This window comes from Coralloluteibacterium stylophorae (assembly GCF_018122625.2).
GTDB lineage: Bacteria > Pseudomonadota > Gammaproteobacteria > Xanthomonadales > Xanthomonadaceae > Coralloluteibacterium > Coralloluteibacterium stylophorae.
Genome location: NZ_JAGQFT020000016.1, coordinates 28483 through 48220 on the forward strand (window position 1 = coordinate 28483; position 19738 = coordinate 48220).

Below are 19738 nucleotides of genomic sequence, written 5' to 3' on the forward strand. Positions count from 1 at the left end.
GGAACCCATGCCGAAACACGCTGCGTCCGGGCTGATCGCGGGCGCACAGGATCTCCTCCGGGACAGGGCGCGCCTGCGCGCCCTGCGCCCCGGCGCGCGCGCGTGGTGGCCCGCGCTCGAAGCCATGGTCGTGGTGCTGCTCGCGGTCCAGGCGGCGCGGCTGGTGTGGATGCTGGCCACCCCGCTGGTTGCGGGCGCGGGCGTTCCGGCACCGGCCACCGCGGTTCCGGTGCTGGCGCGCAGCGACCTGTTCTTCCGCGAAGGCGGCACGGCCGCGACGCCGGTCGCGGACGTCGGCGGCTGGACGCTCTTCGGCACCCGCAGCGACGGCCGCGGCGGTGGCTCGGCGATCCTCGCCGACGGCTCCGGGCGTCAGGCGTCGGTGCGCGCCGGCGAGTCGCTCGCTCGCGGCATGGTGCTCGCCGAGATCCACCCCGACCACGTGCTGGTCGACACCGGCGGCAGCCATCGCCGCCTCGACCTCAGTGCCGCGGCCGCGGTCCTGCCGAGGCCCGTGGCAGCGCGCGCACCCTCCGCCACGGGCGGTGCCGCCCCACGCGTGGACGCCGAGCGCCTGGTCGCCGAGGCCGGCCTGCGCGTGCGCGAGCAGGACGGCCGCGTCACCGGCTACACCCTCATCCCGCGCGCCGGCGGCCGCACCCTGCGCGCCGCCGGTCTGCAGTCCGGCGACATCCTGCTGGCCGTCAACGGCCAGGACCTCGACGCCGAACGCCTCGCCGAACTGCCCCGCGAACTCGCCGGCCGCAGCAGCGCCACCCTCACCATCGAACGCGGTGGCGAGCGGCAGACCATCACGCTGAACACGGAAACGCCTTGAACACATTCCGCCCCGCCTGGTGCCTCGCGCTCGTGCTGGCCGCGCCGGCACTGGTCCATGCCCAGGCCACCGACAGCGCGCCGCAGGCGCTGAACCTGCAGAACGCCGACATCCGCGCCTTCATCCAGGATGTGGCGCGCGCCACCGGCACCACCTTCATCGTCGATCCGCGGGTGGAGGGCACGGTCACCCTGACCAGCCAGCAGGACCTGCCACCGCGCGAGCTCCTCGCGGTGCTGCTGGCGACGCTGCGTGCCAACGGCCTGGTGGCGGTCCCGGTCGACGGCGGCGCCTATCGCGTCGTTCCCGAGGAAGGCGCGGCGCAGCAGCCCGGCAGCGGCGCCAGCGGCTTCCGCACCGAGGTCTTCAACCTGTCGCAGGTCGACGCGCGCGGCGCGGCCGAATCGCTCAAGCCGCTGATCGGCCGCGGCGGCGTGGTCGTCGCCACCGGCGCCAACGGCCTGCTGGTCGCCGACTACGCCGACAACATCGAGCGCATCCGCCGCCTGATCGCGCAGGTCGACCGCGACGACGCCGCGGTGCGCACCATCGCCCTGCGCAACAGCGGCGCGACCGAGATCGCCAACGTCATCGCCGGCCTTGTCGCCCCGGCCGGCACGCAGCCGAGCCTGCGCACGCCGGCGCTGACCGTGGTGCCCGTGGAGAGCAGCAATTCGCTGATCCTGCGCGGCGACGCCGGCGTGGTCGCACGCATGGCGCAGGTCGCCAGCGACCTCGACGTGCGCGCCGAGACCAGCGGCGACATCCGTGTGGTCCGCCTGCAGCACGCCACCGCCGAGGACCTGCTGCCGGTGCTGCAGGAGATCGTCGGCCAGCCTGCGGCCACGCCGTCGGCGCAGGCGCCGCAGGCCGAGGGCGAGGCCGGCGCCGCGCAGATCGCCGCCGCCGCGCCCAACCGGCGCGCGGTCATCGCCCGCTATCCCGGCGCCAATGCGCTGGTGATCAACGCCTCGCCGGACATGCAGCGCACCCTGCTCGACGTCATCCGCCAGCTCGACACCCGCCGCGAGCAGGTGCTGGTCGAGGCGCTGGTGGTCGAGATGTCCGATGCGGCAGCGAAGGAGCTCGGCACCCAGCTCGCGGTCGCCGGCCGCGACGGCGACGTGCCCTTCGGCAGCACCAACTTCTCCGGCCGCGCACCGAGCCTGCTCGGGCTGGCCGCGGGCGCCAGCGCCGACGACATCTTCCCCGACGACGAGGACGCCGCCAACGCGCTCAAGCAGGCCGCGCTCCAGTCCCTGGCCGGCAGCACCGGCGGCCTGCTCGGCTTCGGCGGCAGCAGCGGCGACCTGCTGTTCGGCGCGATCATCAACGCGGTCAAGTCCGACACCCGCTCCAACCTGCTGTCCACGCCCTCGATCCTGACCCTCGACAACGAGGAGGCGAGCATCCTCGTCGGCCAGGAAGTGCCGATCACCACCGGCGAGGTGCTCGGCAACAACAACAGCAACCCCTTCCGCACCATCCAGCGCGAGGACGTCGGCATCCAGCTCGAGGTCAAGCCGCAGATCAACGCCGGCGGCGGGATCACCCTGTTCCTGCGCCAGGAGGTGTCGGCCGTCGCCGGCCCGGTCAGCGAGGACTTCGACGAGCTCGTGCTCAACAAGCGCGAGATCGAGACCACCGCCCTGGTCGACGACGGCGAGATCGTCGTGCTCGGCGGCCTGCTCGACCAGAACGAGCGCATGACCGTGGACAAGGTGCCGGGCCTGGGCGACATCCCCGGCATCGGCGCCCTGTTCCGCAACAGGGCGCGCGAGCGCGGGCAGACCAACCTGATGGTGTTCATCCGCCCGCGCATCGTCCGCGACGCCGGCGACGCGCGCGCGCTCAGCGCCGAGCGCTACGGCTACATGCAGCGCAGCCAGCCCAACGCCGAGCTCGACGTCCTCGTGCGCCAGTACCTCAACGCGGTGCCGCCGGCGCCGCTGCCGGCGGACCGGATCGTGCCGCAGCCCGTACCGGACGCCCCGCGATGACCGCCGCCGCCCTCGACTACGGCTTCGCCAAACGCCACGGCGTGCTCCTGCTCGACGCCGCGACGCCGGCGCGGGTGGGCCTGCGCGAGGGCGCGGACGCAAGGGCGCTGATCGAGGTGCGGCGCGCGCTGGCGCGGGCGCTGGAGGTCGAGGTCCTGCCGCGCCCCGCTTTCGACCGGCGCCTGTCCGAGATCTACGCCGGCGACCTCGCCGGCGCCGCCGACGCCGGCGCGCTCGGCGCCCACGACGGCCTCGATGCGCTGGCCGAGGACATCCCCGCCGCCGCCGACCTGCTCGACGCCCAGGACGATGCGCCGGTGATCCGGCTCATCAACGGCATCATCGCCGAGGCCGCGCGCACCGGCGCCTCCGACGTCCACATCGAATCCTTCGAGACCGCGCTGGTGGTGCGGTTCCGCGTCGACGGGGTGATGCGCGAGGCGCTGCGCCTGCCGGCGCGGATCGCACCGATGCTGGTCTCGCGCATCAAGGTGATGGCGCGGCTGGACATCGCCGAAAAGCGCATCCCGCAGGACGGCCGCATCGCCGTGGCGATGGGCGCCAAGGCGCTGGACGTGCGCGTGTCGACCCTGCCTTCGCGCGGCGGCGAGCGCGTGGTGATGCGCCTGCTCGACAAGGACCAGACCGCGCTCGGGCTCGACCAGCTCGGCATGCGCCGCGAGGTGCTCGACGCCCTGCACTGGGCGCTCGCCCAGCCGAACGGGATCATCCTGGTCACCGGGCCGACCGGCTCGGGAAAGACCACCACGCTCTACGCCTCGCTGGGCCTGCTCAACGACGGCAGCCGCACCATCCTCACCGTCGAGGACCCGGTCGAGTACGCGATCGAAGGCATCGGCCAGACCCAGGTCAACGCCAAGGTCGGCATGACCTTCGCCGCCGGGCTGCGCTCGATCCTGCGCCAGGACCCGGACGTGGTCATGGTCGGCGAGGTGCGCGACCCGGAGACCGCGCAGATCGCGGTGCAGGCCAGCCTGACCGGGCACCTGGTGCTGTCGACCGTGCACACCAACGACGCCATCGGCGCGATCACCCGCCTGCGCGACATGGGACTGGAGCCATTCCTGCTCGCCTCGACCGTGCGCCTGATCCTGGCCCAGCGCCTGGTGCGCCGGCTGTGCCCGGACTGCCGCGCACCGCTCACCGACGCCGAGCGCGCCGCGCATCCGCTGCTCGCCGGCGCCGGCGGCACGCCGCACCGGGCGGTCGGCTGCCCGGCCTGCCAGCACACCGGCTACGTCGGACGCCTCGGCGTCTACGAGGTGGTGCGCGTCGACGACGCCCTGCGCCGCCTGATCGGCGAAGGCGCCGAGGAACACGTGCTCGCCGACGCCGCGTTCGCGCGCCGGCCGACGCTCGCCGATGCCGCCCGCGCCAGCGTGCTGGCCGGGGAGACCACGGTCGAGGAGGCGCTGCGCGTCACTCGCCAGGAGTCGGGCCATGGCGGCGTTTGACTACCTCGCGCTCGACCCCCGCGGCCGCGAGCGCCGCGGCACGGTCGAGGCCGACGGCGAACCGGAGGCGCGCAGCGCGCTGGAAGGACAGCGCCTGTTCCCGGTGCGCCTGGCGCCGGCGCAGGCGCGCCCCGGCCGCGAGGCGGATGCACGGCTGCGCCTGCGCACCCGCGACCTCGCCCTGCTCACCCGCCAGCTCGCCTCGCTGGTGGCGGTCGCCCCGCTGGAGGAGGCGCTGCGCACCATCGCCGCGCAGACCGAGCGCCGCGCCACCCGCGCAGTGCTGCAGGCGACCCACGCGCGCCTGGTCGAAGGTCATCGCCTGTCCGACGCCATGGCTGCGCAGCCGCGCGCCTTCCCGCCGCTGTACCGGGCGATGGTGGCCGCCGGCGAAGGCTCGGGCGCCCTGCCCCACATCCTCGAGCGCCTCGCCGACCTGCTCGAACGCCAGCAGGAGGTCCGCGGGAAGCTGGTCACCGCCCTGGTCTACCCGGCCGCGCTGGCCCTGACCGCGCTGGCGGTGATCGCCGCGCTGATGATCTTCGTGGTGCCGCGGGTGGTGGAGCAGTTCGAGACCATGGGCCGCGAGCTGCCGTTCCTGACCCGGGTGGTGATCGCACTCTCCGACGCGCTCGCCCACGGCGCGTTGCCGGCACTGGTCGTGCTGGTCGCAGGTGGCCTCGGCTTCGCCCAGGCGCTGCGCCGGCCCACGTTCCGGCGCCGGGTCGACGCCCTGGTCCTGCGCCTGCCGGTGCTGGGCCGCCTGCTGCGCGACCTCCATGCCGCGCGCCTGGCGCGCACGCTCTCGGTGATGCTGGCCAGCGGCCTGCCGGTGGTGGAAGGGCTGGCGATCACCGCGCGCACGGTCGGCAACCGCGTCCTGCGCGAGGCGACCGAGGCCATGGTCGTGGCGATCCGCGAGGGCGGCAGCCTGTCCGCGGCCATGCGTCGCGCCGGGACGTTCCCGCCGACCCTGCTCTACATGGCCTCCAGCGGCGAGAACAGCGGCCGCCTGGCGCCCATGCTCGACGGCGCCGCCGACTACCTCGAGCGCGAGTTCAACACCTTCACCGCCGCCGCCCTGAGCCTGCTGGAGCCGGCGATCATCGTCCTGCTCGGCGGCGTGGTGGCGGTGATCGTGCTCTCCATCCTGCTGCCCATCCTCCAGTTCAACACCCTGGCCCTGCACTGAGGTCCGCCATGCGACGACTCCCGCCATTCCCCGCCGCCCCGCGCGGCTTCACCCTGGTCGAGCTGATGGTGGTCATCGTGATCATCGGCCTGCTGGCCACCGTGGTGACGATCAACGTGCTGCCGAGCCAGGACCGCGCCATGGTCGAGAAGGCGCGCGCCGACATCGCCACGCTCGAGCAGGCGGTGGAGAGCTACCGGCTCGACAACCTCGTGTTCCCGCCACGCGAGGCCGGCCTGCAGGCCCTGCTGAAGCCGCCGGCGGGCCTCGCCCGGCCGGAACGCTATCGCCAGGGCGGCTACATCCGTCGCCTGCCGGACGACCCGTGGGGCAACGCCTACCAGTACGCGCAGCCGGGCCGCGGCGGCGCGGCGTTCGAGATCGTCTCGCTCGGCGCCGACGGCGCGCCCGGTGGCGAGGGCAACGATGCCGACATCGGCACCTTCCAGTAGCCGCGCGGCCGGCTTCACCCTGGTCGAGACGATGGTGGTGCTGGTGATCGTCGGCCTGGCCGGGGCGACGGTGCTGCTCACCCTGCCCGGCGGCGGCCGCGGCGTGCGCGGCGAGGCCGAGCGCCTGGCCCTGCAGCTCGCGCGCGCGCGCGACGAGGCGGTGCTGGGCAATCGCGAGGTCGAGGCGGTGGTCGACGCCGGCGGCATCGCCTTCCGCACCCGCCGCGGCGGCGAGTGGCAGCCGCTCGCCGCCGGCCCGCTGCGCACCGTGCCGCTGGCCGAGGGCACCCGCGCCGAGTTCGCGCGCGGCCGCGAACGCGCGCGCTTCGGCTTCGACCCGACCGGGCTGGCCACCGCCGCCGCAGTGACCCTGGTCCGCGACGGCGTGCGCGCGGAGATCCGCGTCGATGGCGCCGGGGAGATCGTCGTCGATGCGCGCTGACCGCGTCCGCGCCGGCTTCACCCTGGTCGAGATGCTGGTCGCGCTGGCGGTGTTCGGCTTCGCCGTCGTGGCCCTGCTGCACCTGGCCGGCGAGAACACCCGCACCGCGGTGGCGCTGGAGACGCGCACGCTGGCCGGGATCGTCGCCGAGAACCGCGCGGTCGAGGTTGTGCTCGAGGACGAGGCCGCGCTCCGCGCCGCCGATGCCGGCACCGAGACCCTCGGCGACCGCGCATGGCGCTGGCGGCGCACGGTCGAGGACACCGCCGACGGTGCCATCCTGCGCGTGGACGTGGTGGTGCTCGCGCCGGACGGGCAGGCCGTCGCCGAGCGCACCGTGTTCCGGGAGCGCGGCTGATGCGGCGCGCCACCGCCCGCGGCTTCACCCTGATCGAGACCCTGGTGGCGCTCGTGGTGTTCGCGCTGGTCTGCGCGGCGGGCGTCGGCGTCATGGCCTGGGCCAGCGACAACCGCGGCGTGCTGCACGGACGCATGGAGCGCCTGGCCGCGCTGCAGCGCAGCCAGGTCCTGCTCAAGGCCGATCTCTCGCAGGCCGCGCCGCGACGCGTGCGCGACGTGCACGGCGCGCCGGCGCGCACGGTGTTCGACGGCGGCCGCGCGGGCGCACCGCTGCTGGCCCTGACCCGCCGCGGCTGGAGCAATCCCGACGCCGAGGCGCGCGCTTCGCTGCAGTACGTCGAGTACCGCCTCGACGGCGATCGCCTGGAGCGGCGCGTGCACCGCGCGCTCGACGGCGGCCAGGCCGAGCCGCCGCAGGTGCTGCTCGACGGCGTGGAGGCGGCGACGGTGGCGTTCCGCTTCCAGGGCCAGTGGATGGACGGCTGGCAGGGCAGTCCGGAGGACCTCCCCGAGGCCGTGCGCCTGGACCTGGAGCTGGCCGACATCGGCGTGGTGCGCCAGCTGTTCCTGCTGCCGGAGGGCGCGTGGTGAGCGCGCGCCAGCGCGGGGCCGCGCTGCTGACCGTGCTGTTGCTGGTCGCGGTGATGACCGTGGTCGCGATGGGCATCCTCGACGACGTCCGCTTCGGCCTGCGCCGCAGCGCCAACGCGCGCGCGCTGGCGCAGGCGCAGTGGTATGCGCTGGGCGCGGAGACGCTGGCGCGCGCCCAGCTCGCACGCATGGCCGAGCGCGATCCCGGCCGCACCACGCTCGCCGGCGGCTGGAACGGACGGCCGTTCGTGTTCCCGATCGAGGGCGGCGCGATCGCGGCCACGCTGCGCGACGGCACCGCCTGCTTCAACCTCAACAGCGCGGTCGAGGGCGGCGGCGCCTTCTTCCGCCGCAGCGAGGCCGGTGTCGCACAGTTCCTCGCCCTGCTCGCCGCGCTCGACGTGCCGCAGCGCGAGGCCGCGCACGTGGCCGACAGCCTGGTCGACTGGATCGACACCGACGCCAGCCGTGAGCCGCTCGGTGCCGAGGACGCCGCCTACGCGCGCGCCGCCGGCGGCTACCGCACCGGCGGCACCCTGCTGGCCGAAGTCAGCGAACTGCGCGCGCTCGACGGCATGACGCCCGCGCTCTACGCCCGCCTGCGCCCGCACCTGTGCGCGCTGCCGACGACCGAACCCGCGCCGGTCAACCTCAACACTTTGGGCGAGGACGACGCGCCGGTGCTGGTCATGCTCACCGGCGGCGCGCTGCGGCCGGCCGCCGCGCGCGCCCTGCTCGCCGCGCGCCCGCAGAGCGGCTGGCGCGACGTCAACGCCTTCTTCGCCCAGCCCGAACTCGCCGGCCTCGTCCTGCCCGACGCCGTCTACAACCAGGTCGCTCTGCGCACGCGCTACTTCGACCTGCGCGCCGACGTCGACTACCTCGACGCCGAGGTCGTGCTGAGCGCCCTTCTCGAACAGGACGCGGGCGGCGCCATCCGCCTGCTCGCCCGCCGCTGGACCCCCGACGAATGAACACGATCCGCCTCGTCCTCCTGCCCGAAGCCGCGGACGCGCCGCCGCGCGTGCTGCGCATCGACGCCGCCGGGCGCCTCCTCGCCGATGCCGCGCCGGCGCCCGCCGAACGCACGGTGCTGGCGGTGCCGGCCGCCGCCATCGCCCTGCTCCGCCTCGAACTGCCGTCCCGCAGCAGTGCGCAGGCGCGCGCCGCGGCGGTGCTGCTGGCGTCCGAGCGCCTGGCGCTGCGGCCGCGCGCGCTGCACGTGGCGCTGGGCACCGACGGCCGCGCCGCGGGCGGACGCCTGGTCGCCGCGGTCGAGGGCGACATCCTGCAGGCATGGCTCGACCGCGCCGCGGCCGCCGGCGTCGCGGCGGACCTTGTGGTACCCGACTGCCTGCTGCTGCCGCCGCCGCTCGATGACTCCTGTCCGCAGGTCGTCGAACTCGACGGCAGCTGGCTGGTCCGCGGCGAGGAGGTCGCCTTCAGCGCCGAGGCGAAGCTCGCCCGCGCCGTGCTCGGCGATGCCCCGGCTGCGCCTGTGCGCGATCCCGCCGAGCGTGATGCCCTGCTCGCGCGCGGCGCACTCGCGCCGCCGCTCGACCTGCTGCAGGGCGCCTTCGCCCGACATACCGAACACGACGCCGTGGCACCACGGCGACGACTCCTGGCGCTCGCCGCGGCGCTGGCGCTGTCCCCGGCCCTGTTGTGGCTCGCCGATGCGGTGCGGCACGAGGCCGCCGCGCGCAGCCTCGCCGCCCGCAGCGACGCCCTCGCCGCCGAGGTGCTGGGGCCGGCGGCCGATGTCGCGGATCTGGCCGCCGCACGTGCCGAACGCGACGCCGCCAGGGGCTTCGCGCGCGCGACGGCGCCGCTGTTCGCGGCGCTCGAGACGGTGCCCGGCGTGGCGATCCAGCGCCTGGACTACGCCCCCGACGGCAGCCTGAGCGCGGTCCTGGTGCATGCCGATCCGGACGCGGCGGAGCCGGTACGCGCCGCGCTGGCGAGCGGTGCGATGGCGGTCGAAGCCGCACCCGGCGACGCCGGCACCACCACCCTGACCCTGAGGCCGCAGTCATGACCCTGGTTCCCGAGCGCCTGCGCGCCTGGTGGGACGCCCTCGCCACGCGCGAGCGGCGGATGGTCGGCGCGATGCTGGTGCTGGTCGCGCTGTTCGTGCTCTGGTACGGCCTGGTCGCGCCGCTGCGCGGCTTCGCGCAGGCCGCGGACGCGCGCCACGAGCGTGCGCTGGCGACATGGCGGGCGGCGCAGGCCGATGCCGCCGTCGTCGCCGCCGCGCCGACCGGTGCGGGCGCCGACGCCGCGCAGGTGCTGGCGGCGGCGCGCGACGCCGGACTCGCCATCGCGCGCGAACAGGCCGACGCCGGCGTCCTCACGGTGCGGATCGAGCAGGCCGCGGCGCCGGCCGTGCTCGCCTGGCTCGACGTGCTCCAGCGCGAGCACGGCACCGGGCCGCTCGAGCTCGCCGCGCGGCGGGACGCAGGCGCCCTGGTGGTCGATGCGAGCTTCCCGGTGGCCACGCCATGAGCGCACGTCGCCTCGCCCTGCTCTTCGCGGGCGTCTTCCTCCTGGCGCTCGCGGCGCTGCTGCCGCTGGGCGTGGCGCTGCGTGCCGCGTCGCTTCCCGCGTCGCTGCGCTACGTGGCGGCGGAGGGCTCGCTGTGGAACGGCCGGCTCGCGGAGGTGCAGCTGGGCAGCTTCGAGCTGGGCGACGTCGACGCCGACCTCGCCGCGCTGCCGCTGGCGCTCGGCCGCATCCGCCTCGACCTGCGCGCGGCCCACCTGCGCTGGCGCCTGCTCGGCGGCGATGCGCGCGGCGTGGAGCACGCCGACGGGGCGCTGCCGCTGGATCTGCCGGGCGGCACCGGCGCCGCGACGCTGCACCTGGAGGACGTCGCGCTGGTGTTCGCCGACGGCGGCTGCCGCCGCGCCGGCGGCCGGGTCGCGCTCGACCTCGCACTCGGGGATACGCTTCCGCCGCAGCGCCTCGAGGGCGTGCCCGCCTGCAGCGGCGAACGCGGCGATCTCGTCCTCGCCGGCGACGGTGGCGTGCCGCTGGAAGCGCGGCTCGAGGTCGCAGCCGACGGCCGCGCCATCCTGCGCATGACCAGCGGCATCGAAACGCCCGCCCTCATCGCCGCCGGGTTCACCCCCGGCCCCGCCGGCGCCAGCCTGGTGCGCGAGGGCCGGCTGTTCTGAGGCGTTGGCCGCCCCGCAGGCGCGGCTGCAGCCGGGCGTGGGGTCGGGTGAAGCGGGAGTCGGGAATGGGGAATGGGGACCTCGGGGTCGCAGGCCCCCGGGACATGTGCCCCCCTGTAGGAGCGGCTTCAGCCGCGACCCGTTGGGGGGAGCTTCAGCCCCAGCCCCGCAGCGCCACCATGGACGCGCCGGTCGCGGCTGAAGCCGCTCCTACAAGGCCCGGAGCCTGCGCTTCAGGAAGTCCGCAACCTCCCAGGTCCCCCTTCCCGATTCCCGTTTCCCGCTCCACCTCAATGATGCACCCCCTCCCGCAGCCACTTGGTCGCGATCCACTTCTCGCCCTCGTGGACCGGCTCGCCGGCGTGCAGGGTGCGGGTCATGGGATGCGGGCGGTCGTAGCTGAAGAACACCGCATGGCCCTTGACCGCCGCAACCTCGAGCCCGGCTTCCGGGAAGCTCGTCGCGCCGCCGCGCGTGGGCGTGTTGAGGTACATCACCAGTGAGGCGACGCGCTGCCCGCCGCGCTTGAGGATGTGGGCGTTGCCCGGCCGCTCCGGGTCGAAGTAGTCGTGGTGCGGGCGGTACTGCGCGCCGGGGCCGTAGCGCAGGATCTGCAGCCCCTCGCCGTGGTCGTAGGGCCACTGCAGGAGCGCGGCGATCCGACGCTCGATGCGCTCGCACAGAGCTGTCTGGCCGCGCGAGAAGGCCAGCCCCTCGCTGGTGCGCGCCTCGTGCACCACGTCGGCACCGGTGTCGGCATCCACCACCTCGCAGCGCCTGACCCGCGTGCGCGCCAGCGCGATCAGCGCATCGCACTCCGCATCGTCGAGGACGTTGCCGAACACGACCACCTGCGGATGCCGCAGGTGCATGTGCACGCGCACCGGGCGGCCGTCGACGTCGATGATCGAGCTGCCGTTGGACTCCACCGGCGCGGGCACCCGCACCGACGGCGGCAGCGCGTTCGCCTGCGCGTGGTCGGCAAGGTAGTCGCGCACCACCGCCTCGACCGTATCGATCGCGCCCTGCTCGCTCCAGCCGCGCGCCACCAGCGGCGCGACCACCTCGCCCGGCGCGACGCCCGCCTGCACCTGCTGCACGATCCAGCCACGCAGCGCGTCGTCGAGTTCCGCCGGTCGCTCCGGCGCGTCCACGTCCTGCTTCATCGCGTTCCTCCCGTGCTGGCTCCTGGCCAGCCGCAGGCTGGACCCGCCGCATTGCAGGGCGATGACATCGCAGCTGGCAGGCGCCATTGCAGCTGCCCGCACCCGTCATTTTTAGTTCATCCACCAGACACAATCGCCGCGCACTGTCATATTCCAGTCACGACCCGGGCGGACAGTAGCGACATTCCATCCGGGCCATCGCCATGCTCCGCCTGTGCCTGCCGTGGCTGTTCGTCCTCGCCTTCCCGTTCGCCGCGCGCGCCGACATCCTGCTCAGCCGCGTCGGCGACCACGAGGTGTCGTTCAACGGCTTCATCCAGAGCGATGCCAACTGGTTCGACGAGGACGTGGCGGTTCTGACCACTGGAGATGACAGCCGCGAGACACGCCTGCGCCGTGCCGAGCTGGTGCTCGAGGGCGAGAGCGAGCACTGGGGCTGGACCGTCGGCTACGACCCCGACCGGCCACAGTTCCTGGACGTGCGCGTGGACGTGGACGCGGGGCCGGGCGAACTGCGGATCGGCCAGTTCAAGCACTACAACAGCCTGGAGGAGCTCTCCAGCACGCGCGAGAACGACTTCATCGCCAAGGCGATCGTGACCGAGACCTTCGGCATCGCCCGTCGCCTGGGCGTGGGCTGGCAGGGGTCGGCCGGTGCCTGGACCTTCGCCGGCAGCGGCTTCGGCCGCGAACTCACCGAGGACAGCGCGACCGGCAACGGCGGCAGCCTGCGCGTGACCTGGGCGCCGCTGCAGACCGAGGGCCACCTCCTGCACGTCGGCGCCTCGCTGCTCCAGTTCAACGCCGACGGCGACAGCATCCGCGTCCGCGCGCGGCCGCAGGCCGACCTCGCCGCGGCGCGGCTGGTCGATACCGGCGAACTCGTGGCAGCCGACTACCAGCGGGTGTTCGGCCTGGAAGCGATGTACGTGCGCGGAGCGCTGAAGCTGCAGTCCGAGCTGATGCTGGCGGAGGTCGCCCGCGACGGTCTCCCCGACTTCCGCTCCTCGAGCGGCTACCTGAGCGCACTGTGGACACTGACCGGCCAGAGCTGGGGCTATCGCGGCGCCGTTCCGCGCACGCCTCGCCCGGAGGCCTGGGACGCCATGTGGCAGCTCGGCCTGCGCTACGACGCGATCGACCTCGACGACGGCGCGGTCGACGGCGGCGAGATGGACACCGTGACCGCCGGCGTCAACTGCTACCTCAGCGAGCACCTCAAGCTCGCGGTGAACTATGTCGACGTGCACAGCCGCCGCGCCGGCATCGACGACGATCCCGATGTCGTCGAGGCACGCCTCCAGCTCCACTGGTGAGCGCCAAGTCCGCGCCGCCACGAAACATGACAGCGGGCAGCAGGCTGTCATCGAACCGTCATCCAACTCGTTTCTCATACCCGGACCTATGCGCGGCGCCTTGCGTCCGCTCCGTCCGCACACCCGTCAAGGAGTGAGCCCATGTCCCGTTCCGCCTCCCGCTTCGCATCGCTCGGCCTCGCCGTGGCCCTCGCCTTCGGCGGCGCCGCCCAGGCCGCCGACCTCACCGGCGCGGGCGCTTCCTTCATCTATCCGGTCATGTCGAAGTGGTCGGCGGATTACGCGGCGGCGACCAGAAACCGCGTCAACTACCAGTCGATCGGCTCCGGCGGCGGCATCGCGCAGATCAAGGCCGGCACGGTCGACTTCGGCTCGTCGGATGCGCCGCTCAAGCCCGAGGAGCTCGCCGAGTCCGGCCTCGGCCAGTTCCCGTCGGTCATCGGCGGCGTGGTCCCGGTCGTGAACCTCCCCGGGATCGACGCGGGCAAGCTGCGCCTGACCGGGCCGGTGCTGGCCGACATCTTCCTCGGCAAGATCAAGAGCTGGGACGACGAAGCGATCGCGCAGCTGAACCCGGGCCTGGAGCTGCCGGGCACCCGCATCACCGTCGTGCACCGCGCCGACGGTTCGGGCACCACCTTCAACTTCGTCAACTACCTCTCCAAGGTCAGCCCGGCCTGGAAGAGCGGTCCCGGCGAAGGCACCAGCATCCGCTGGCCGACCGGCATCGGCGGCAAGGGCAACGAGGGCGTCGCCGCCTACGTGCAGCGGGTCAAGGGCGGCATCGGCTACGTCGAGCTCTCCTACGCACTGCAGAACGACATGAGCTACGCCTCGCTGAAGAACCGGGCCGGCCAGTGGGTGCAGCCCGACAGCGAGTCGTTCAAGGCCGCCGCCGAGAGCGCCGAGTGGGGCGAGGCCGAGGACTTCTACCTGGTCATGACCGATGCGCCCGGCGCCGGGGCCTGGCCGATCGCGGCGACCAACTTCATCCTGGTGCACAAGCAGCCCAAGGACGCCGAGGCCGCCAAGCTGACGCAGGACTTCTTCACCTGGGTCTATGCCAACGGCGACGCCCAGGCCGAGGCGCTGGACTACGTGCCGCTGCCCGACGCCCTCGTCGAGCAGATCGAGACCTACTGGTCGCAGAACATCAAGTAATCCGTTCGCACCACCCGACGCGCACGCCGGCACCGCCCGGCGTGCGCGTCGTCGCCCAAGCCCAGGGGACCAAGACTTGGCCGCCACCGCAGACGCCCTTCTTCTCCGGCGCCAACGCCGCGACCGCAGCGACCAGCGCGCCGACCGCGCGTTCCGGTTCGTGTTCGCGGCCGCGGGCGTGTTCGTGCTCGTCGCCCTGGTCGCGGCGGCGCTGTCGATGGGCTGGGGCGGGCGCACCGCGCTGGCCGAATTCGGCCTCGACTTCCTGACCAGCACGGAGTGGGACGTCGGCGCGGGCGAGTTCGGCGCGCTGGTGCCGATCTTCGGCACCCTGGTGACCGCGGCGATCGCGATGCTGATCGCGGTGCCGGTGAGCTTCGGCATCGCCGTGTTCCTGACCGAGGTCGCGCCGCCGTGGATGCGCACGCCGGTGGGCGTGGCGATCGAACTGCTGGCCGGCATCCCCTCGATCATCTACGGCATGTGGGGCCTGTTCGTGCTGGCGCCGGTGCTGGCCGACCATGTCTATCCCTGGGTCAGCGAGGTCCTCGGCGAGATCCCGCTGGTCGGCATCCTGTTCCAGGGCCCGCCGCTGGGTATCGGCATGCTCACCGCCGGCCTGGTGCTGGCGGTGATGGTGATCCCCTTCATCGCCTCGGTGATGCGCGAGGTGTTCCTGACCGTGCCGGCGCGGCTCAAGGAATCCTCCTACGCACTCGGCTCGACCACCTGGGAAGTGGTCTGGGACATCGTCCTGCCCTACACCAAGTCGGCGGTGATCGGCGGCATCTTCCTCGGCCTCGGCCGCGCCCTGGGCGAGACCATGGCGGTGACCTTCGTCATCGGCAACGCCTACACCATCTCCGCGGCGCTGCTCGAGCCCGGCACCTCCATCGCATCGACCATCGCCAACGAGTTCGCCGAGGCGGTCGACCCGCTGCACCGCTCCAGCCTGCTGGCGTTGGGGTTCGTGCTGTTCGCGCTGACTTTCGTGGTGCTGGCCGCGGCCAAGTTCATGCTGATGCGCCTGGAGCGCCGGGAGGGCCTGAAGTGAGCGCCCCGCGCAGCTACGCCGAGCGCCTCTACGCGCGGCGCCGGATCAGGAACGCGATCGCGATGCTGCTGTCCGGCGCCGCGGCGATCTTCGGCCTGTTCTGGCTGGTGTGGATCATCTGGACCACGCTGACCAAGGGCATCGGCAACCTCGACCTCGCCCTGTTCACCCAGATGACGCCGCCGCCGAACGAGGACGGCGGCATCCTCAACGCGCTCTACGGCAGCGTGATCATCTGCGCGCTGGCGATCCTGATCGGCACGCCCATCGGCATCGCCGCCGGCACCTACCTCGCCGAATACGCGCGGCACAGCAGGCTCGGGGCGACCATCCGCTTCGTCAACGACATCCTGCTGTCGGCGCCGTCGATCGTGCTGGGCCTGTTCGTCTACACCATCGTGGTGGTGCAGATGGGCCACTTCTCGGCGCTGGCCGGCTCGATCGCGCTGGCCTTCATCGCCCTGCCGGTGATCGTGCGCACCACCGACGAGATGCTGCGCCTGGTGCCCGCGCAGATGCGCGAGGCGGCGCTGTCGCTCGGCGTGCCGCAGTGGAAGGTGATCGTGCAGGTGCTCTACCGCGGCTCGATCTCCGGCATCGTCACCGGCGTGCTGCTGGCGCTGGCGCGCATCTCCGGCGAGACCGCGCCGCTGCTGTTCACCGCCTACAACAACCAGTTCTGGTCGAGCGACCTGCTCGCGCCGATGGCCAACGTGCCGATGGTGATCTTCCAGTACGCGATGAGTCCCTACGACACCTGGAACTCGCTCGCCTGGGCCGCCGCCTTCGTCGTCACCCTGTTCGTGCTGCTGCTGAGCCTCGGCGCGCGCCTGATCCTGGCCCGCCACCGCGTGCACAACGACTGACCGCGCGATGCCGGCCCACACCGAATCCGAATCCCGACGGAGCTCCTCCTTGGACACCCGACTCTCCATGACCGGCGCGCTGCCGGGCGCCTCCACGGACGAGCGCCCGGCGGCGGCCGACAAGCTGGTCGCCCGCGGCCTGACCTTCCACTACGGCGACTTCCAGGCGCTCAAGGCGCTCGACCTGACCATCCCGGAGAAGCGCGTGACCGCGCTGATCGGGCCGTCGGGCTGCGGCAAGTCGACCCTGCTGCGGATCTTCAACCGCATCTACTCGATCTACCCGGGCCAGCACGCGCGCGGCGAGATCCTGCTCGACGGCGAGAACATCCTCGACCCGCGCTACCCGCTCAACCGCCTGCGCTCCAAGATCGGCATGGTGTTCCAGAAGCCGGTGCCGTTCCCGATGTCGATCTACGACAACGTCGCCTACGGCCTGAAGCACCACGAGAAGCTGCGCCGCGGCGAGCTCGACGCCCGGGTCGAGGAGGCGCTGACCCAGGCCGCGCTGTGGGACGAGGTCAAGGACAAGCTCAAGCGCTCCGCGCTGGGCCTGTCCGGCGGCCAGCAGCAGCGCCTGTGCATCGCCCGCGCGGTGGCACTGAAGCCCGAGGTGATCCTGTTCGACGAGCCGACCTCGGCGCTCGATCCCATCGCCACCGGCAAGATCGAGCAGTTGCTCGCCGAGCTCAAGCACGACTACACGATCGCGATCGTGACCCACAACATGCAACAGGCCGCGCGCTGCTCCGACTACACCGCCTTCATGTACCTCGGCGAGCTGGTGGAGCACGGTCCGACCGACAAGCTGTTCAGCCGGCCTGCCAAGCAGCAGACCGAGGACTACATCACCGGCCGCTTCGGCTGACGGGAGGACACATGCCTGGCACCCACATCCTGAGCAGCCACGACGCCGAGCTCGCGCGCCTCACCGCCGAGATCGTGCGGATGGGCGACATCGCGGTGGACCAGCTGCGCGAGGCGATGGTCGCCCTGACCTCGCGCAATACCGCCACCGCCGACGAGGTCATCTCGCGCGACGTCGAGATCGACGCCCTCGAACAGCAGGTCAGCGAGGAGGTCGTGCAGCTCGCCCTGCACGGGCCGATGGCGCGCGACCTGCGCGAGATCCTGGCCGCGCTGCGCATCGCCTCCGACATCGAGCGGGTCGGCGACTACGCCGCCAACCTCGCCAAGCGCGCGCTGGCGCTGGGCTTCACCGCACCGCCGACGCCGGCGCGTGGGCTCGGCGCGCTGGCCGACATCGCCATCGAGATGCTCGAGGCGGTGCTCGAGGCCTACCGCAACCGCGATGCCGAGGCCGCGGCCGCGGTGCGCGCGCGCGATGCGGAGCTCGACGCACTCTATACCGCGCTGTTCCGCGAGCTGCTGACCTACATGGCCGAGGACCCGCGCACCATTTCCTCGGCGATCCACCTGCTGTTCGTGGCCAAGAACATCGAGCGCATCGGCGACCACGCCACCAACATCGCCGAGAACATCTGGTACGTGGTGCACGGCGAGACGCCGCAGAAGGAGCGCGACAAGCGCGACGCCACCTCGACCACGCTCGCCGGACCAGGCGACGGCGAATCCGGCTGATCGCGCGCGCAGCACGCATCCCGGGCCGGCCGCGGCAGGCCCGGTGCTATCCTCGCGGGATGCCCCAGCCCGCCGCGTCACCCTCCATGGCCGCCCGTTTCCGCGGCTTCCTGCCTGTGGTCGTGGACGTCGAGACCGGGGGCTTCGATCCGGAACGCCACGCCCTGCTGGAGATCGCCGCGGTCCCGCTCGACCTCGACGGCGAGGGCATGCTGGTGCTCGGTCGCACCGTCCACACCCACGTCGAGGCGTTCCCCGGCGCCGAGCTGGATCCGAAGTCGCTGGAGATCACCGGCATCGATCCGACCCACCCATTCCGCGACGCCAAGCCGGAGAAGGACGCCCTCGACCTGATGTTCGCCCCGATCCGCGCCGAGGTCCGTCGCCACGGCTGCCAGCGCGCGATCCTGGTCGGCCACAACGCGCACTTCGACATCTCCGTGCTCAACGCGACGATCCGCCGCACCGGGCACAGGCGCAGCCCGTTCCACCCCTTCAGCGTGTTCGACACGGTGAGCCTCGCCGGCCTGGCCTACGGGCAGACGGTGCTCAGCCGCGCGGTGCAGGCGGCCGGCCTGCCCTGGAACGGCGACGAGGCGCATTCGGCGATCTACGACGCCGAACGCACCGCCGAGCTGTTCTGCACCATCCACAACCGCTGGCGCAGCCTCGAACGCGCCGCGGCGCAGGCGCCGGCGGTCCGCGCCGGCTGATCCACAGCATTCCAGGCGGACGGTTGCCGCCGCGCGGCGGCGCGGCAGACTCCGCTCACCTGCACGCCGTCTTACCGCCGCGGCCGCAGACTCCCGCCCGGCGCCACCGCGGCGCGCGGTCGAGTCGACCCACCGAATCGAAAGGAGCCGCCGATGATCCACGATTCCATCCTCGGCACGGTCGGCAACACGCCGATCGTCCGCATCAACCGCCTCGCGCCGCAGGGCGTCGAGCTCTACGCCAAGCTCGAGTACTTCAACCCGATGTCCTCGGTGAAGGACCGCCTGGCGCTGGCGATCGTCCTGGACGCCGAGAAGCGCGGCGCGCTCAGGCCCGGGCAGACCATCGTCGAGGCGACCTCCGGCAACACCGGCGTCGCCCTGGCCGGCATCGCCGCCGCGCGCGGCTACCCGTTCGTGGCCTTCATGACCGAGACCTTCTCCGTAGAGCGCCGCAAGCTGATGCGGGCGCTGGGCGCGCGGGTGATCCTGACCCCCGCCGCCGAGCGCGGCAGCGGCATGGTCAAGGCGGCCAGGGCGTTCGCCGAGAAGCACGGTGCATTCCTGGCCAACCAGTTCGGCAATCCGGCGAATCCCGCCTACCACGCCTCGACCACCGGGCCGGAGATCCTGCGCGACTTCGCCGGGCGCCGGCTGGACTGGTTCGTCTCCGGCTACGGCACCGGCGGCACCATCTCCGGCGCCGGCCGCGTACTGAAGGCGGCGCGGCCGGAGCTGAAGATCGCGGTGACCGAGCCCGCCGGCGCGGCCCTGCTCGCGGGCAACGAGTGGAAGCCGCACAAGATCCAGGGCTGGACGCCGGACTTCCTGCCCGACGTGCTCGACCGCGACATCTTCGACCGCAACGTACCCATCGACGACGTCGTCGCCCGCGACACCGCGCGCGCGCTCGCGCAGAAGGAAGGCATCTTCTGCGGCATCTCCTCGGGCGCGACCGTCGCCGCCGCGCTGGAGATCGCGAAGGAGGCCGACCCGGGCACCGTGATCCTGGCCACCGTGCCCGACACCGGCGAGCGCTACCTCTCGACCTTCCTGTTCGAGGGCATGGAGGAGGGCTCCGACGACGCCTGGCTGGCCGAGCTGGAGAAGCAGTCGACGGCGGGATTGCCGTGATGGGATGAAGCGGCAGTGGTGAAGCGGGAACAGGGAACAGGGAACGGCAGGTTGCGATGCCCGACCCGCATCCTCCGTAGATACCGTCTTGCCTCCTACCTGGCAACGGCTCTTGCAGGATCGAATGGCTGACCTGACTTGAGCACGCCGTAGACGATGCGCAGCAGCCTGCGCATGGCGGCGCAGATGATCTGCTTGGC

Annotated in this window: 21 protein-coding genes; 20 read left to right on the forward strand and 1 reads right to left on the reverse strand. The window is 72.9% G+C overall.

What is annotated here, in order from left to right; translation table 11 throughout:
- Nucleotides 1-7 precede the first annotated feature (7 nt).
- The 12 genes from KB893_RS17450 to gspN are packed head-to-tail and all read left to right on the forward strand — an operon-like array spanning nt 8 to nt 10526.
- Complete coding sequence (locus tag KB893_RS17450) at nt 8-838, forward strand: type II secretion system protein N (RefSeq protein WP_213173944.1); 831 nt, start codon at nt 8-10, stop codon at nt 836-838.
- The gene (gene gspD / locus KB893_RS17455) at nt 835-2838 is read left to right on the forward strand and encodes a type II secretion system secretin GspD (protein WP_213173945.1); all 2004 of its coding nucleotides are present in this window, start codon (nt 835-837) and stop codon (nt 2836-2838) included. The genes KB893_RS17450 and gspD overlap by 4 nt, the downstream gene beginning before the upstream one ends.
- Nucleotides 2835-4313, forward strand: a complete 1479-nt coding sequence (gene gspE, locus KB893_RS17460; protein WP_213173946.1) for a type II secretion system ATPase GspE — start codon at nt 2835-2837, stop codon at nt 4311-4313. Before gspD ends, gspE begins: the two co-directional genes overlap by 4 nt.
- Nucleotides 4300-5505: a type II secretion system inner membrane protein GspF gene (gspF, locus tag KB893_RS17465; RefSeq protein WP_211927743.1), complete on the forward strand. Its 1206-nt coding sequence runs from the start codon at nt 4300-4302 to the stop codon at nt 5503-5505. The genes gspE and gspF overlap by 14 nt, the downstream gene beginning before the upstream one ends.
- Nucleotides 5506-5513: 8 nt before the next feature.
- The gene (gspG, locus tag KB893_RS17470; RefSeq protein ID WP_211927744.1) at nt 5514-5957 is read left to right on the forward strand and encodes a type II secretion system major pseudopilin GspG; all 444 of its coding nucleotides are present in this window, start codon (nt 5514-5516) and stop codon (nt 5955-5957) included.
- Nucleotides 5932-6399 carry a type II secretion system protein gene (locus KB893_RS17475; RefSeq protein WP_211927745.1) on the forward strand — a complete coding sequence of 156 codons (468 nt, stop codon included), beginning with the start codon at nt 5932-5934 and terminating at the stop codon, nt 6397-6399. The genes gspG and KB893_RS17475 overlap by 26 nt, the downstream gene beginning before the upstream one ends.
- The gene (gene gspI / locus KB893_RS17480; RefSeq protein WP_211927746.1) at nt 6389-6757 is read left to right on the forward strand and encodes a type II secretion system minor pseudopilin GspI; all 369 of its coding nucleotides are present in this window, start codon (nt 6389-6391) and stop codon (nt 6755-6757) included. Before KB893_RS17475 ends, gspI begins: the two co-directional genes overlap by 11 nt.
- On the forward strand, nt 6754-7350 hold the full coding sequence (gene gspJ / locus KB893_RS17485; protein ID WP_211927748.1) for a type II secretion system minor pseudopilin GspJ: 597 nt from the start codon (nt 6754-6756) through the stop codon (nt 7348-7350). The genes gspI and gspJ overlap by 4 nt, the downstream gene beginning before the upstream one ends.
- On the forward strand, nt 7347-8324 hold the full coding sequence (gspK, locus tag KB893_RS17490; protein WP_213173947.1) for a type II secretion system minor pseudopilin GspK: 978 nt from the start codon (nt 7347-7349) through the stop codon (nt 8322-8324). Before gspJ ends, gspK begins: the two co-directional genes overlap by 4 nt.
- Nucleotides 8321-9388: a type II secretion system protein GspL gene (gspL, locus tag KB893_RS17495; RefSeq protein WP_213173948.1), complete on the forward strand. Its 1068-nt coding sequence runs from the start codon at nt 8321-8323 to the stop codon at nt 9386-9388. Before gspK ends, gspL begins: the two co-directional genes overlap by 4 nt.
- Nucleotides 9385-9855 (forward strand): type II secretion system protein GspM, encoded by a 471-nt coding sequence (gene gspM, locus KB893_RS17500; protein ID WP_211927362.1) that lies wholly within the window; start codon nt 9385-9387, stop codon nt 9853-9855. The genes gspL and gspM overlap by 4 nt, the downstream gene beginning before the upstream one ends.
- Nucleotides 9852-10526: a type II secretion system protein N gene (gene gspN, locus KB893_RS17505; RefSeq protein WP_211927363.1), complete on the forward strand. Its 675-nt coding sequence runs from the start codon at nt 9852-9854 to the stop codon at nt 10524-10526. The genes gspM and gspN overlap by 4 nt, the downstream gene beginning before the upstream one ends.
- Nucleotides 10527-10816: 290 nt before the next feature.
- On the opposite strand, the gene KB893_RS17510 is transcribed toward gspN, so the two are convergent.
- Nucleotides 10817-11692, reverse strand: coding sequence for a 2OG-Fe(II) oxygenase (locus tag KB893_RS17510; RefSeq protein ID WP_211927364.1), 876 nt, complete (start codon nt 11690-11692; stop codon nt 10817-10819).
- 203 nt (nt 11693-11895) lie between these two features.
- Between KB893_RS17510 and KB893_RS17515 the strand changes: the two genes are divergently transcribed.
- The 8 genes from KB893_RS17515 to cysK all read left to right on the forward strand — a co-directional run bounded on the left by KB893_RS17515 (nt 11896) and on the right by cysK (nt 19538).
- A complete protein-coding gene (locus KB893_RS17515; protein WP_211927365.1) occupies nt 11896-13008 on the forward strand; it encodes an OprO/OprP family phosphate-selective porin in 1113 nt (370 codons plus the stop codon).
- 141 nt (nt 13009-13149) lie between these two features.
- The gene (pstS, locus tag KB893_RS17520; RefSeq protein ID WP_213173949.1) at nt 13150-14169 is read left to right on the forward strand and encodes a phosphate ABC transporter substrate-binding protein PstS; all 1020 of its coding nucleotides are present in this window, start codon (nt 13150-13152) and stop codon (nt 14167-14169) included.
- Nucleotides 14170-14245: 76 nt separating this feature from the next.
- Nucleotides 14246-15223: a phosphate ABC transporter permease subunit PstC gene (gene pstC / locus KB893_RS17525; RefSeq protein ID WP_246505765.1), complete on the forward strand. Its 978-nt coding sequence runs from the start codon at nt 14246-14248 to the stop codon at nt 15221-15223.
- Nucleotides 15224-15285: 62 nt separating this feature from the next.
- On the forward strand, nt 15286-16089 hold the full coding sequence (gene pstA, locus KB893_RS17530) for a phosphate ABC transporter permease PstA (protein WP_211927370.1): 804 nt from the start codon (nt 15286-15288) through the stop codon (nt 16087-16089).
- A 67-nt stretch (nt 16090-16156) separates the two neighbouring features.
- Nucleotides 16157-16957 carry a phosphate ABC transporter ATP-binding protein PstB gene (gene pstB, locus KB893_RS17535; RefSeq protein ID WP_211927371.1) on the forward strand — a complete coding sequence of 267 codons (801 nt, stop codon included), beginning with the start codon at nt 16157-16159 and terminating at the stop codon, nt 16955-16957.
- An 11-nt stretch (nt 16958-16968) separates the two neighbouring features.
- Nucleotides 16969-17691, forward strand: coding sequence for a phosphate signaling complex protein PhoU (phoU, locus tag KB893_RS17540; protein ID WP_213173950.1), 723 nt, complete (start codon nt 16969-16971; stop codon nt 17689-17691).
- A gap of 59 nt (nt 17692-17750) precedes the next feature.
- Nucleotides 17751-18404: a ribonuclease T gene (gene rnt / locus KB893_RS17545; protein WP_246505766.1), complete on the forward strand. Its 654-nt coding sequence runs from the start codon at nt 17751-17753 to the stop codon at nt 18402-18404.
- Between the two features lie 153 nt (nt 18405-18557).
- Entirely contained in the window at nt 18558-19538 is a 981-nt protein-coding gene (gene cysK / locus KB893_RS17550) for a cysteine synthase A (protein ID WP_213173951.1), read from the forward strand.
- Nucleotides 19539-19738 lie beyond the last annotated feature (200 nt).

What these genes read in the sequence shown, in the direction of transcription:
- KB893_RS17450 (WP_213173944.1), top strand. Translation starts at nt 8, where the DNA reads ATGCCGAAACACGCTGCGTCCGGGCTGATCGCGGGCGCACAGGATCTC.
- gspE (WP_213173946.1), top strand. Translation starts at nt 2,835, where the DNA reads ATGACCGCCGCCGCCCTCGACTACGGCTTCGCCAAACGCCACGGCGTG.
- gspF (WP_211927743.1), top strand. Translation starts at nt 4,300, where the DNA reads ATGGCGGCGTTTGACTACCTCGCGCTCGACCCCCGCGGCCGCGAGCGC.
- gspG (WP_211927744.1), top strand. Translation starts at nt 5,514, where the DNA reads ATGCGACGACTCCCGCCATTCCCCGCCGCCCCGCGCGGCTTCACCCTG.
- KB893_RS17475 (WP_211927745.1), top strand. Translation starts at nt 5,932, where the DNA reads ATGCCGACATCGGCACCTTCCAGTAGCCGCGCGGCCGGCTTCACCCTG.
- gspI (WP_211927746.1), top strand. Translation starts at nt 6,389, where the DNA reads ATGCGCGCTGACCGCGTCCGCGCCGGCTTCACCCTGGTCGAGATGCTG.
- gspL (WP_213173948.1), top strand. Translation starts at nt 8,321, where the DNA reads ATGAACACGATCCGCCTCGTCCTCCTGCCCGAAGCCGCGGACGCGCCG.
- gspM (WP_211927362.1), top strand. Translation starts at nt 9,385, where the DNA reads ATGACCCTGGTTCCCGAGCGCCTGCGCGCCTGGTGGGACGCCCTCGCC.
- gspN (WP_211927363.1), top strand. Translation starts at nt 9,852, where the DNA reads ATGAGCGCACGTCGCCTCGCCCTGCTCTTCGCGGGCGTCTTCCTCCTG.
- KB893_RS17510 (WP_211927364.1), bottom strand. Translation starts at nt 11,692, where the DNA reads ATGAAGCAGGACGTGGACGCGCCGGAGCGACCGGCGGAACTCGACGAC.
- KB893_RS17515 (WP_211927365.1), top strand. Translation starts at nt 11,896, where the DNA reads ATGCTCCGCCTGTGCCTGCCGTGGCTGTTCGTCCTCGCCTTCCCGTTC.
- pstS (WP_213173949.1), top strand. Translation starts at nt 13,150, where the DNA reads ATGTCCCGTTCCGCCTCCCGCTTCGCATCGCTCGGCCTCGCCGTGGCC.
- pstA (WP_211927370.1), top strand. Translation starts at nt 15,286, where the DNA reads ATGCTGCTGTCCGGCGCCGCGGCGATCTTCGGCCTGTTCTGGCTGGTG.
- pstB (WP_211927371.1), top strand. Translation starts at nt 16,157, where the DNA reads ATGACCGGCGCGCTGCCGGGCGCCTCCACGGACGAGCGCCCGGCGGCG.
- phoU (WP_213173950.1), top strand. Translation starts at nt 16,969, where the DNA reads ATGCCTGGCACCCACATCCTGAGCAGCCACGACGCCGAGCTCGCGCGC.
- rnt (WP_246505766.1), top strand. Translation starts at nt 17,751, where the DNA reads ATGCCCCAGCCCGCCGCGTCACCCTCCATGGCCGCCCGTTTCCGCGGC.
- cysK (WP_213173951.1), top strand. Translation starts at nt 18,558, where the DNA reads ATGATCCACGATTCCATCCTCGGCACGGTCGGCAACACGCCGATCGTC.